The organism is Pseudoalteromonas sp. J010 (assembly GCF_003934235.1).
In the GTDB taxonomy this organism is placed as follows: Bacteria; Pseudomonadota; Gammaproteobacteria; order Enterobacterales; family Alteromonadaceae; genus Pseudoalteromonas; species Pseudoalteromonas peptidolytica.
Window position 1 is genome coordinate 57,805 of record NZ_RDBW01000012.1, and the last position, 13,144, is coordinate 70,948.

Genomic DNA, 13,144 nt, shown 5'->3' on the forward strand with positions numbered 1-13,144 from the left:
GGCTGAGCGAGATTTATCGATTACTAAACTTCAAGAAAAAACGCTCAAACGCAGCTTGTCCAACATAAACAATACGTGTTAAGCCTGTATCAACACCTTGGTCATCTTTGTCTTCGGTAATATAAAATACGCCCTCAGAGAAGCGCACGACACTGTCTATATGGTGTTCCCTCACATAGCATGGCGCTGTGATCATCTTAAATACGCGTTGTGCGTCGCTATCATTTAGATCAAGCGTGATATAAATACCTGGTGCCTGAACACCTTGATCATTGGCTGCATATAATAAATCCATGAGCTGCTTACGCATCGCATCAGCCGCAGGTTCAAGTGATTGCACAGTCGCAATAGCTGCTTGTTTCAATAACGCTTTATACGCTGAACCGATATCTTTAATATCACCTTCGCTGAGTTGCGCCAAAAGTGCATCTCTTTGTGCTGGTGTTAACTCAGCAATACGCTTAGCAGCATCCTCTAAGATTTCTTGATCTATACCGCCGCCGTCTAATATAACCGTATCGACAAAATGATCTAACCATGGGATTTGTATGTTTTGTGCTAATTTCAATGGCGCAGATACACCAACTGGAGAATCCGTTTTTGAAACAAAGCGTATTTGTATATCATACTCAACATAACGTTGATAAATTGAACCAGGCAAATCTTCAATTGCGAACCTTTCACCGTTAGGGCCAAAAAATTCATCTCGTTCAACGATGTATTCACGTGGCCCTGTATTTGTTAATACGGAGTTTATTACCTCGAAGCGCACTGATAAGTTGTCTTTTCCAGCCATATTGACACTTTCAATGTCATAAATTAACCGGTATGGGTCACTAGGATTTGAAAAGGCAATGTCACTCAGTGTTGGGGCTGAATAGGCTGTCCCATGAGTAGTAAAAGCACCTTGAAGCCAACCTGTTTGCAATACTCCGTCAACAACAAGTTCTATACCATAGTAATAGTCAGTGCCAGAGAGCAAACCATCGACAAATAAATCCTTGTATTGAAAACGGTCCTCTGCTTGATAAGTGACTTTATACGTTAGCTGAGTACCATTAAATTTGTATGGATTTAAGTTACCTTGCGCATATGTTTGATCGAATGAAACTGAGTTACCATCTAATTCATCTTTGGCTGCAACATAAATAGACAAGTAGGTATTCGGTAAACTGGCTTGGTCTTTTAACGCATCTCGCAACGAGATGTGATCTTGCGCGCCAACCAGCGCAATGGCGTGGCGCATTAGCCCATCGGCTGCCGCTTGTGTTTGTGCCGTCGTGACTACATTGTTAGTAGCGTTTAAAAACGACAATAGATCAAAAGTCATAGGAGATCACCTCTATAATAACTGGGCGTATAAACGCCCAGCAGATTGTAAAGCAGGTTATGAGAAAATAAGCTCAGCACGGTCACGATACACATCGCCACGCACTGACACTTGGAATTTTTTGTCTGAAATAACGCCACCTTCAACAATTGGGCCTAAGTAAAAAGCTTTACCAAGCCAAGTAAAGTAACGGGTTTCGATACCGTTGGTGAAACCCTGTTTGGTCACAAACATAAAGACATCATAGGTATCAAATTCGGCATCTCCGGTAGAACCGCTCAAGTCCAAAACTTCGCTGTAATCAGGGTCAATATCACTGTATAGAGCAATACGACGTAACTTCGTCCTTACTTCGTTAAAGGTATCTTTTGCACTTTCAAATTCTTCGACCGCCACGTCACGAGTCAGGTCGTACATCTGCGATGCAACGAGTGAATATGCGCCACTATTTAACGCGGTACGCAATGCTTTGCGGGCATCTTCATTGGCTGTTAGCTTAGTTGCTATCTTACTCACAAGCGCATCTTCAATTTGCTTGCCTTTGATGACCGTCGTGTCGACAAAACCAGCAAGCCAAGGAAGTTCAAAAGATTGAGCGTCTACTTTTACCGAAGCTGAAGCTGAGTTGGGCGCATTATCCACTTTCTCTATCGTTCTTAAGTGGACAGAGTAATTTACATAACTGCGCATGTTGTTTTCACCAACAGTAAACATAAAGGTTGGTTCACTGTCTGCTTGAAATTCAAATTCTCCAGAAAATACCACGCTTTGCTCATAAGGCACTTCTGGCATTGCACTCTTAGTGTCGTCAACTACTTCAAGTAAAAAGTGCGTGTTGTCCTCAGCTGAAACGTTACTGACTTTTACTTCGACACTTTTAGCGGTTTCTGTGATTGATAAAACGACATTTTCTGGCTCCGCTACATTCGAGCCCCCTAGCTGCATTTCAGAGCTTGGCGCTAATAGAAACTCTCCTTGCAGTTCGCCATTCAGTACAAGTTCAAATGCGCATTTAAAACGCGCATTTGCTGGCAAGCCGCCAATTGTAATAGGCTCGTACTTTTCACTCCCTTCTTGCGCTTGATGTAAATCTTTCAGAGCGACTTGCGCTGTATAATCAGCGGTATCGAGATCATCTTTTGTAAGCTCGCCGCTAGCATACGAGTGTTTCAAGTACACTTTTAGGTATGAGTTACGAATATCCTCTTTGAGAGATATGTTATTTTCACTTGCGTATACTTTAATTGCATCGAATAAGTAGTCGCCAGCAATATCTTGGTTCTCTAGTGTCAGTGAAAGACTATAGATACCATGGTTGTTAGGTTGCGACGTAAACGTCACTGTGTTTTGCAATACAGTAGTAATATCAAATGCCATGTTAGCATCTCCTATAGGTGCAGGATTGTAAGGCTCAATCTCACAGACTCATTTATGTACCAACAACGCGTTTGTTAGTTCAATATTCTCACAGTTGCAATTAAGGTAAAACCAACCTAACTGCATGCTTTAAGAGCGCACAATCCATCCTAAAAACGTCGGCTCACTGATGTGATGAAGTTGCCAGCATAATTAATGCAGCGACTCTTTGACTGTTTTCAAGCGTTGAGTTTGGCGCTTTTTTATATGCTAAGTGAGCAAATGCACTTTTGGTTTCTGCTTGTAAAAACCAGCAGGCATTACCCAACTCAGTTTCGACGATCAAAGCTAGTCTGTGATGATATTCACATAAATAACACGCCTCTTGGTGTGCATAGGTGAATGCTATCAGCAAATCATTTTTTTCTCGGCTTTGCTCTTCGAACGATTGTTTCAGTTTTACATGCCTATTGAGTAATTCAATACGCTGACTTTCACTTGCGGTTAACGCTTGCTCGTAGCTTGCCAGAGGCAGTGTACCCAGAATGTCATGTAAAACACTGTAGTCTCTTGATCTTGGAGACCAGTTTAGTCCGAGCTTATCCAGCGCCGTAGACAAAGCGTCCTTTGCGAGTCGAACTTCCTCTGCTAACAGCTCATTGGTAAAGCGCAGACGTTGCTGCTCTTTAACTATATCATCTCGGTTTGTACCGAGCTCGTTTTGGTGAGATATGTGTTTTTGTGTCATCTTGCGCTTCCTTTTCGTTGAGCTAAATAAACATCTCAACGTTCTCAAACGCAAAGTAGAACCTTACCTTCTACCTATCTCACACATGTAACCACGGCTAACTGGTTACCGAAGTGATGGCAAGCTGTCTTAAACGATATTGTTCAATCACTTTAGCTCTCGCTTCGCTCCAAGGTGCACAACAACCTTTACCAAATTGCATCGCAGACCCATCATTTTTATTATTGTACAATGAGTAGAGGTTACAGCGATAGAGATTTACGCCCTCTTGTAGCGTTTCATCTAAAATTAGGTGGGTACATTGATTGGTTTCGGTGTTCATTTCACCTCTATCACACAGGTTCGTTCGGCAACACGCCCCACTTCTGACACATTTGAAATGATAAATAGGTTCATCCTCGTGACCAGAAACTACCAACAACTGCTCTTGCTCCATCCTTTTTAACTCTGTATCACTTGGTCGCCAGAACTCAGGGTCAATGGTCACAATCCCTTGGTCACGACTATTCACAGGTGGCTACTTTGTGATCGTCATGGGCAATCGTTGCAACACTTTCTCGATTAATCAGCATGGGCTCTTTATTATGCGAGGAAAGTAGCACACTACCTTTATCAAACCGACGGACTTTACCATTAAGACAGATACCATTGACTAAATACACACGCACTTTCGCCCCTTTTAAAAGGAACTGTATTAAGTGCTCTCCCCACAGGTCAAAAGGCTCACCATTGGGAAACACCAACTCTTTATTAGACATCGACTTAACTCCAGTTTACTGATTACTACTAGTGCCACTTTGCTTTATATTTGCGACACAAAAATGAACTTGTTCACGCTGACAAACGTCAATTACGTATGTTTCTCGTTCTTACAAATTTATCAAAGCCTCTAAATCCAAACGAGGCTCCTACAGCTAGGCCGAACATATAGCGGTAAAATTCGGGGGTCTGCTCTAATTGAATAAAGCCTTGATGAGCGTATGGCGCAAGTTGTGGAATAAAACACATAATAAAAGGAACACTTAACAAAACAGTAAACCATTCATCTTTCCAACTGGTGGCCGCACCATTAGCCATCGCTTCTTCCCAACTTATTACGCGCTGCGCTTTAGCGTGTGCAGCTTGTTTAACAATATCCTGTTTGCCTTTAAATATTTCGAAAATCCAACCGCCTGCGGCTGTAAGAGCTTGAAACCACATGTTTTTATCCTTATTTAACTAAGTTAACACATCATACCTTTTATCTTTCTAATCCGCCCTCAGCAACATTATACTACTGGAACATGATGCGGCCACTTGACGCATGCAGACAATCAATAATTTGTTGTACAATAGTATAGGCAAGGCGACCATCATACTTACCTAAATAGTTTTCTCTAAGCCTTTTCATACATAGCGCAATAATACAAGTGTCGTCCGCAATGGGATGAATATGAATAATCTCCACAATAAATTGTTCTATAATTCGCTCGAGTGCCAGCGCACTGATCCTTTCAGGCATCGCATGTAGCAAATGCACCAGCTCGTTATTCAAAGAGCTGAGCTTTTCTTTGTCTCTTACACCAGGTCGAGATTTGTTTTTTATTTTAGCTATGGATTTTTTTATTTCATATTCAGCCAGTTGTGCAGCCCTTAACTGCGAATTTGGCTCCGATTCATCTATACCTAACGACTCACAAAATTTACGTACTCGCTGTGCAGCATCCTCACACTCAACATCTAAATACACCAATACCGCATCAGTTGTACATGTCATCTTTTTTCAACCTAGTCTCATCTTGATAGCAATATGCCTTATAATTATCACAATTACAACGCGATACAATTTATATTGTACAATATAAATTCCACATGATGCGTGACTAAAAAAGAAGAAAGTAGCTAACCGCCTACTTCGCAGTTAGAATAAGAGTCGTTTAATCTAAATGAGACTTGAGAACCTATATTATGGAGCATGTACAAATACTTGGGGCGATCAGCCGCACTAAAATGAAGCATACATATGAACTTATCGCGTTCGCTGATGGAGTTAAGCCTGCTGGGATAAGGGATATCATTAATGTGCCTCTTACACAAACCATTTGCCTTAATCGCAAGCTGCATATCAACGAGTATCCGCAAATTACGAGCTTTTTTGAAAGTTACCCTAGCTCAACACCACTGGGACAACAAGCCATAGCGGTATTTATTGAACATGATAGTTTGAATATAAAAGGTATGCTCAATTTAACCCCTTTGGGGTGGGCAACCCTGAGTAAAGAAAACGGCATGCCCATTCATTTACCGAGTATAAACCTCAGCACCCGCAAAAAACTGTTTGCACAAAACTATACTCATTTGCGTAACCTTTTAAATGAGTACAAATGTTATATGAATGATCCTCAGAGCCTTACTCATCATGTAACAGATGAAGTAAAAGCACAATAGCTGTAATAAAGGGGCAAAAGGTGACAACAAGTCACCTTTACTGGAATAAATTAATATAGATAGGCAGGCAATAAGTTAATAGTAATAGCGTCCGCTTGGCTGTAGTCATTATCTACAGTGCAATCAAAGTAAGTATGATCAACTTGCGCTTCTTTATTCGATACCACGTCTCTAAATGCTTGCGACGTAACTTTCGCACCATATTGCTTTAGTACCACACCTGAGGACTCATTATCGGGTAGCCATGGTTTTAGCCTTAAGTTGGTGATGTTATATGCGTAACCATTGTCGTAACCACGATAGCTTGGGTCTATCTCATTGCTAATATCCAGTGTTTCTCTGTATACTTCTTGACCTTTTCTGCGGGCAACAACATCACATGAAACAAGTGAGCTGATATCACCAACTCGGCCAGCAAACCAACCAGCACCAATGTATATCTCTCCTGGAGAATCTGGGTAGGAGCTTTTTGAAATAGATACTGGCAATTTACAAATTACTTGTGTCGGGGTATTCGCAACATCTGGTGAAGCAATGGTAGGTTGCCCAGGGGCATATTTTTTAGCCGGTGTGAAATTATTGTCAGTAATGGTAGACCACAACCCACCATATTCACCAACTTCTGTTCCAGAATAGACCGAACCTGTGATAGTACAGAACCCGCGAGGGGATGGTGTACTTGGATGTTCAGGGTAAAGAGAAGCATAGGCGGTAAAAGCAGTAAAAGCACACAGTATATATATAACTAATCGATTATTTAACATAATATTACTGCCCTTAAAATTTATCTGCGTAAGTAGTTGCATAACTGCCTAGAAGCATAATATTGTCTTGAGCTGGGTTTTTAAATTGACAAATACTTCTCGCATAGCCATATGGTTGGTGTGGAAATTGACCACTATGTGTATATCTGATTGTCATGGTAGAAATTTTTTTACCATCAATCTCTTCATGCTCCCAGTGTGGGGTACTGCGTATCAAATGTACATTTGTATATTCGCTACGAATAAAACATCTATCAGACGCGATCTCACCTAAAAACCGGTCAGCAGAATAAGTGTTTGTGAACACTTCAAGTTTATTTGCTCTAAGACGTCCAATACATTGCACCTGGCCTAGATCGGATTTCAATTTGGTTGCGCCAAACTCGTCGGTATAATCAATACGATCTGCAGCGCATATACCTACTCTGGTAAGTTGTGGGTTTTTAAATGAAGTGGGATCTCGAAAAGATTGCTCGGAAATTACCATAAAGTCATCTAGGTAAACCACATCACCCACGCTGGTACGTGAAATAGTCACTTTTTTAACGGGCTTTGATGAATGAACGCCCCAAAAAACTAAGTTCTTATGAACATTAACCTTATCCGGCATGGTGTAATGCGCAACGCTACCATCGGTGTGCTCAAACTGAATTTCCAAATTGGCGCTGCCAATGTCTAAGTCCACTGCCTGAAATGCAAATGACTGAATGGGCACGCTAAAGGTCATTGCCAAGTGGTCGATGTTAAGTGACATCCACCCTGTTGCAGAATAGTTCGTCTTTTGAAATACCGCAGCACCCGATAGCGTGGCAGATACACCGCTACTAAAATTGAGCGTTTGTCCTTCGGCAGCTTGCATATTAGTGAAGCTTTCCAAACTATCGGACAGCACCTTACGCTCTGAAGAATGTGCATTAAATTGCGAAATCGCACTGGCTACTCTATCTTTTACTCCTGTTGTCCCCCAATCAATATCTCTTGCATAAATAGGCTCATCGGCTAGTGCGGGGAGTGCAGTTAGCAGCAGCGTGATAACCGTGATTAACGCTTTCATTAAAAGTTTCCTTGTCTAATTTTGTGTCTAGATACTGTGATACCTTTAGGCCGGCTAAGCGCTTGCGAGTGCGCGTAACCCATTACTAACAGGTATATGATATCCGTTGAAAAATATAACCCAGTCTCATTGCTAAGCCCTATTACTTGTCAGTAGAGAGCTGGGCGCAATATAGCACACCCAGAATATTGTACAATAATAAAAAACGCGGATTTAAGCCAGTTGCACATTAATGCAAACACCTAGCATGTCTCAGCTTAATAACGTCACACGAGTCAGATCCAAGTCGGTATCAATGACCAAGCCAGCGTGATCAGCCGTTACTTTTGCGTAGGCAACCACTTCGGCTATTTTACTTTTAGGCCCTTGAATATTAAGAGTAACCTCAAACTTATCCGGGGATATATTTCTCTCTAACTGCGTAATTTCACGTAATGCTTCGTCATTGAACAGTCTATCTCTGATCATATCCGCCACCTTATATGCACTTTTCCATCGCTGACGGATAAGTGCTTTTGATAAGCGTTTAATGGATGTATTCAAGTCTGTAACCGAAATTGTTACGACAGAGTACTGTGTATTCATTGGGGTGCTCCTTTCATTTACTATTGTACAATAGCAAATGAAAGGCAAGCAGAAAAGGACTAAGCAGCAAAAACCAACAATGGCTATTGTTGATTTAACGGAGAACCAATCAAAGTCGACAAATCACTTTCTTTCATCAACCGCTCCCAAATAACCATATGTCCCAAGATTGTTCTTAGTTTGTCTCTGACAGGTGCTAAAGAGAGTGTGGTGGGTACATCATCCGACTCAATCGGCGTATTGTCGGCCAAGTCAATAACGCGTAGTAGCTCTTGAAAAGCACTGAGCGCTGGAATAGATTGTTGGATCATCCTAATCGATAATGAGCGTCCACCTATGGTAGATATTTTGGTTTCCAGTGTCATGCGCGCCAAGTTTTGATAAATCGCCAGACGCTCTTTTTCTTGCTCCGCCTTGTCGTCGATCTCTTTCAAAAACTCAAGGTGCGTATCCAAATGGATACGTTTGAATTCAATAATTGCTTCAGATACCCAGCGGCTGCGTGATACTCCTTTTTGCTGCGCTGCCGCATCCATTAATTCAATCATTTTGTTAGGAAATCTAGCATTAATGCGATCGGAGCCGTCACTCACTGAGTCAAGTTTTGGCTTAGGCGTCACCAGCATAGCAAGTTTACTTGAGCTACGATCATTAACCATGCTTACGCTCCTCTTTCTGGCCTTGGAATAATTCAGACCAGTTGACCCCTTCAGTGCGCGCTTTACGGATCAAACCAGATAAATCCTCGCCCGACATATCTAGGTTGTCTAAATGCTGCATAGACTGACTGACGATATTTAATAAACCTTGGCGGTATGTATCTATGTCTTCTTTTGAACCTTTAGATGCAGCCATTGATTCCAGTAGCTCGCCTGTTTGTTCCAGTGTAGGATCTATCCGCGCGCAAACCGCAATCAGCATTTTTAGCTGTCTGTCTCGTAACGCATTATCCGACTCAGGTGTTGGAAAGCCTAACTTCTTCAGCTTCTTAACTGTTTCTTTTTTATCGCTCTCTGACTGTTGTGCCACTTGTTGACGTGTAACATCTTCGCTCTTTTTAATGACATGCTTACCCGTAACTTGATTAACGAGTTCCATCACTTCATCCACAAGCGCTTGAGGCACCTCATCGATAGAAAAATCAATCTTTTCATCTGCAACCGAGAAGGCATAAACATGAACAGGATCACAACTAATACCATGTTGCTGTGCATATGCTACAGCGTCATTCGCCACTTTTATTAAAGATTCACGACCCGGCTTATGCACGGAGCAGATCTCTAACAGCAGCTCGCTTTGCGGGTGYCGCACCAACTTCAAAAAACGTGCAACTTGTGGTTTTGACTCAGAAGTCAGCTTCATCGCGACTTTTGCTGTGTTTGTAGACATTGCATCGGCAACATCTTTACCCACTTTTTGACATAGCACCCTGTAATGTGTGTGATAATGCCTGAATGTATCTGCCAAAGATAAAGATACCGACGAACTATTCGCTTCGTATGAAGTTGCGAGAGTGGCCAGCTCAACGTCTAGATCTGAGGCATCTTGAGATAGGCCATCAGCAGCACGTTCATTTACAGCCAGACGTAGTCTTAGCGTCTCGCGTCCGTATAAATGGGCAGCACGCAGACGCCGCTCACCATCAATGATCACAACATGTGACGCAGCGCCAAATTCGTCGTAAGCTAAAAAGCCATCAATAGACTTACGCTGGCCTTTTGTTTTTAAGCTCACCGCAGTTTTAAATAAGTCCTGCACACCCGTCATTGCGTCGCTTAACTCTTTGCCGTGCAACTTACCTTTAGCCACTAACATTGCCAGCGGTGAAGCCCAAAACGATTCTACATACTCAGCCGCATCTAGCTCTTGCCAATTATCAGGGCATGAAGGCAGCAATTCCATATAAGTATCAAAAGATAACTTTAATGTACCGTTTAAGCGATGGTTGTCTGCTCTGGGTTTAATCAAACTCAACGGTATTTCTACATCGAAAGATTCACCACCGTTCTCTTCAAACATTTTTTTCACTTGAGACAACTGCTCAATGACCGGCACTTTATAGATTGTTTTTTCTACGGTTGCGCCTGATAGCCCTTGCTCGTTCGAGTTCACAGATTTATAAGATCGTTGCTGTTGCTGCAAATACATCGCGTTAACCGCATCCATTTCCTGTGAAAGTGCTTGCGCCGTTCTTTCGGCAGCTTTGTCTCGTGCTCCTTTGGTTTGAAGCAAGTGACCGAGTTTTGATTGTTTTTTACTTGTCATAGCGAATTACCTAAAAGCTTAATTATCATCCTCAGGAGGAAGAGGCTCACCAAAAATGCGTTGATGTAACTTATCAATTATTGAAAACAGCTTTTTTCTCGAAGGATCTGATTTTTTATTCCAAATAAGCGATGACATTGGCGGCTTTACAGCTCGTTTCTCTTCAGCGCTGAGCTTTTCAAAGCTTTCCGGGTCTATATAAGGGGGCACAGAAATATCACGACGTTCCTGAATTAACCGACTACGAGGAAATACCTCATTTTTTGGAAAGCAACCAAACGCAGGGTAATTGAAAATTGGCTCTAATAAAATTTCTTCTCGTTTACTCAACTTCCCTGAATTTAATGGATTAACAATTGTCGTCACTAGGCGCATGCGACCATCACTATTATTTGCCGCGAGGCAAGACATAGTGACGGTGTTGCATGAGCCAAGCGTATCTCTGGATGGGTTTACTGGCACAATCACATGATCCGACAGTTGATAAAGCGCCTCGTTTAATTCCGCATCCAATGGTGGGGTATCGAAAATGATCAGGTCGTAGCAATTGAGGATGTCGCAATCAATCAACCAAGACTCCCACCGCTCATAAAGTGTTCTTGCCGGGTATTTTTCTGCATGAGTGTGGATATGACTGAGTGCCTCACTATCACCAGGCACAATATCTAGCATCCCCCCCAATTTATTCACAGTGCCTAAATGAGGGGAGTCATGCTGGATATATGTGCCGTACTGACACACATATTGCCTGTCTTCTTTCATGATCTCTGATGAGCTACTGCGAGCAGCAAAAGGCATTGGATTACCATCTTCATCATAATACTCAGGGTGAATTATGGGCTGATGAATGGCTCTGAGCGCAGAACCGGCAAATGCGTGCGCCGCATCAACTGTGGTCGACTCAATAACGCCATAAGCACCACTTAGATTGCACTGTTTATCAGTATCTATAAGAAGGACGCGTTTACCAGCCCAAAGCGCAATACCTTCCCCTAAATAACTCACCAAGGTGGTCTTACCCACACCACCTTTGCGGTTTGCAACAGAAACAATCTTAGCCCGACTATCGACCGGAATTTGGGCTAGCCTGAAGCTTCTTGCAGATAAACTCATAAAAACCTCCATGCGAATTTTACAGCCATTATTTTTTTCATTTTCGGTTCCTTAGCGGATTATTGAGTTGCGCGCACTTTACTTTTTGAGTCAAGAACGCCTGTACGACAATGACTTATAGCTTACGCCATATAAAAAGTGAGTGCAACAATTGATTGTGCAATCACTTTTTATAAACACAAAAAACAGCAACCAATAAGTTTGTATTCACTCACAAACAAATGTAAGTACCAGCTAACAACAAAAGTCCTATCAATATAAAGAGGAAGCACTTACTTACACATAAGTATCAGTACATAATTCGAACAATCAAGCAGGCGACGATACCGTGACAGTATTGCCTTAACATTATTTTCACTGTCACTTAAAGTAATTTCTTTGCTGCACTCAATGTGCCGTTCAAGGTACAATAGACAATATAAGAGACTGAAGTTGATAACAACTTAATAGTGAGTAGTGATTGAGACCCTGTTGTGGCGCCTTTTTAAAGTGCCATTCGTATAGTATTGCCCGTTATGCCAAAACAGCTCAATTAAAGGTACTAACGGTGTTTGGTTAAGGAGTTAACATGTCAGATCACTTACGGCAGTATCAACACGTTTTTGAGTCAGCCTTTCGTTTACTTTTAGAGTTTGAAGGTGGCTTTGTCGACGACCCTGACGACAGTGGCGGTAAAACAAAATACGGGATTTCTCAAAATGCCTATCCTAATTTGGATATAGCGGCACTGACCAAAGCACAAGCGAAAGAGATATACCAAAGAGATTACTTTGAAGCCTGTAAAGCCCACTTAATGCCTGAAAAAATGGCGGTTTTAGTTTTTGATACCGCCGTAAACATGGGGGTGAGAAGTGCTATAAAACTATTACAACAAGCGATCAAGACCGATGTAGATGGCATTATTGGGCCTAACACACTTAGAGCGTTAAAACAGGCAAACAGAGTCCAAGGAGACAATTTATTCATTGAGTACCAAAGCTTAAGAGCCAAGCAATATGCCGAGATCATCGCACGTAGACCGAGAAATGGTAAATATGCAAAAGGCTGGTTTCGCCGTCAATTTAAACTACAGCAATACCTGTCACAACAGGTCGGCTTTGCTGAGGAGGCTTTATGAATCAACAATATATCACCGCCAAACTCACACACTATGATACCCAAGATCCTACGGAGGTATTTGAAGATTTAATAGCAACGCATTCTCCATTTGCATTCTATTTATTTAACTGGATAAACTTTCATAGTGATGCTTTTGAAAGCTGTGTAGAACTTTTACATGATATTCAATGTATTGATGGCCGAGTACTCCATCAGTGTATGCCGCATCGTAATGGCACTCACTTCGTTTGTATTGAAACAGATGAAATTATATATCCATCCCACATCAGCCTGATCCGGCTGAGTAAAAAGCAAATACTTATGCCATGTGAATGGACTCATCCTACACAGGCACTTTACCCAACCAAGCGCTGAGCGAAGCTCGGCAAAATTCAGTGAAAATG

16 protein-coding genes are annotated in these 13,144 nt (G+C 41.9%); 3 read left to right on the forward strand and 13 right to left on the reverse strand.

Annotated elements, in window-relative coordinates:
• Positions 1–13: 13 nt before the first annotated feature.
• The 7 genes from EAG18_RS08265 to EAG18_RS08295 form a co-directional block, all read right to left on the reverse strand.
• Entirely contained in the window at positions 14–1,330 is a 1,317-nt protein-coding gene (locus EAG18_RS08265) for a hypothetical protein (protein ID WP_125251910.1), read from the reverse strand.
• 57 nt (positions 1,331–1,387) lie between these two features.
• Positions 1,388–2,707, reverse strand: coding sequence for a hypothetical protein (locus EAG18_RS08270; protein ID WP_125251911.1), 1,320 nt, complete (start codon positions 2,705–2,707; stop codon positions 1,388–1,390).
• A 163-nt stretch (positions 2,708–2,870) separates the two neighbouring features.
• Positions 2,871–3,434, reverse strand: coding sequence for a hypothetical protein (locus tag EAG18_RS08275; RefSeq protein WP_125251912.1), 564 nt, complete (start codon positions 3,432–3,434; stop codon positions 2,871–2,873).
• Between the two features lie 97 nt (positions 3,435–3,531).
• Positions 3,532–3,945 carry a hypothetical protein gene (locus tag EAG18_RS08280; protein WP_125251913.1) on the reverse strand — a complete coding sequence of 138 codons (414 nt, stop codon included), beginning with the start codon at positions 3,943–3,945 and terminating at the stop codon, positions 3,532–3,534.
• A complete protein-coding gene (locus EAG18_RS08285) occupies positions 3,938–4,192 on the reverse strand; it encodes an RNA chaperone Hfq (protein WP_125251914.1) in 255 nt (84 codons plus the stop codon). Before EAG18_RS08285 ends, EAG18_RS08280 begins: the two co-directional genes overlap by 8 nt.
• 88 nt (positions 4,193–4,280) lie before the next feature.
• Positions 4,281–4,634: a hypothetical protein gene (locus EAG18_RS08290; RefSeq protein WP_125251915.1), complete on the reverse strand. Its 354-nt coding sequence runs from the start codon at positions 4,632–4,634 to the stop codon at positions 4,281–4,283.
• 73 nt (positions 4,635–4,707) lie between these two features.
• The gene (locus EAG18_RS08295) at positions 4,708–5,190 is read right to left on the reverse strand and encodes a hypothetical protein (protein ID WP_125251916.1); all 483 of its coding nucleotides are present in this window, start codon (positions 5,188–5,190) and stop codon (positions 4,708–4,710) included.
• A 191-nt stretch (positions 5,191–5,381) separates the two neighbouring features.
• On the opposite strand from EAG18_RS08295, the gene EAG18_RS08300 reads away from it, so the two are divergent.
• Positions 5,382–5,861, forward strand: a complete 480-nt coding sequence (locus tag EAG18_RS08300; RefSeq protein WP_125251917.1) for a hypothetical protein — start codon at positions 5,382–5,384, stop codon at positions 5,859–5,861.
• 50 nt (positions 5,862–5,911) lie between these two features.
• Here EAG18_RS08300 and EAG18_RS08305 read toward each other — a convergent pair whose 3' ends face one another.
• From EAG18_RS08305 to EAG18_RS08330, 6 genes are all read right to left on the reverse strand, one after another.
• A complete protein-coding gene (locus EAG18_RS08305; protein WP_125251918.1) occupies positions 5,912–6,625 on the reverse strand; it encodes a hypothetical protein in 714 nt (237 codons plus the stop codon).
• A gap of 13 nt (positions 6,626–6,638) precedes the next feature.
• The gene (locus EAG18_RS08310) at positions 6,639–7,679 is read right to left on the reverse strand and encodes a hypothetical protein (protein WP_125251919.1); all 1,041 of its coding nucleotides are present in this window, start codon (positions 7,677–7,679) and stop codon (positions 6,639–6,641) included.
• 252 nt (positions 7,680–7,931) lie between these two features.
• A complete protein-coding gene (locus EAG18_RS08315) occupies positions 7,932–8,264 on the reverse strand; it encodes a hypothetical protein (protein ID WP_125251920.1) in 333 nt (110 codons plus the stop codon).
• Between the two features lie 83 nt (positions 8,265–8,347).
• The gene (locus tag EAG18_RS08320) at positions 8,348–8,923 is read right to left on the reverse strand and encodes a YlcI/YnfO family protein (RefSeq protein WP_125251921.1); all 576 of its coding nucleotides are present in this window, start codon (positions 8,921–8,923) and stop codon (positions 8,348–8,350) included.
• Complete coding sequence (locus EAG18_RS08325) at positions 8,916–10,529, reverse strand: hypothetical protein (protein WP_125251922.1); 1,614 nt, start codon at positions 10,527–10,529, stop codon at positions 8,916–8,918. Before EAG18_RS08325 ends, EAG18_RS08320 begins: the two co-directional genes overlap by 8 nt.
• An 18-nt stretch (positions 10,530–10,547) precedes the next feature.
• Entirely contained in the window at positions 10,548–11,642 is a 1,095-nt protein-coding gene (locus EAG18_RS08330) for a ParA family protein (RefSeq protein ID WP_161972718.1), read from the reverse strand.
• Positions 11,643–12,210: 568 nt separating this feature from the next.
• Between EAG18_RS08330 and EAG18_RS08335 the strand changes: the two genes are divergently transcribed.
• Together EAG18_RS08335 and EAG18_RS08340 are read left to right on the forward strand one after the other, a co-directional pair.
• Positions 12,211–12,759, forward strand: coding sequence for an N-acetylmuramidase (locus EAG18_RS08335; protein ID WP_125251924.1), 549 nt, complete (start codon positions 12,211–12,213; stop codon positions 12,757–12,759).
• Positions 12,756–13,115 (forward strand): hypothetical protein, encoded by a 360-nt coding sequence (locus EAG18_RS08340; protein ID WP_125251925.1) that lies wholly within the window; start codon positions 12,756–12,758, stop codon positions 13,113–13,115. Before EAG18_RS08335 ends, EAG18_RS08340 begins: the two co-directional genes overlap by 4 nt.
• Positions 13,116–13,144 lie beyond the last annotated feature (29 nt).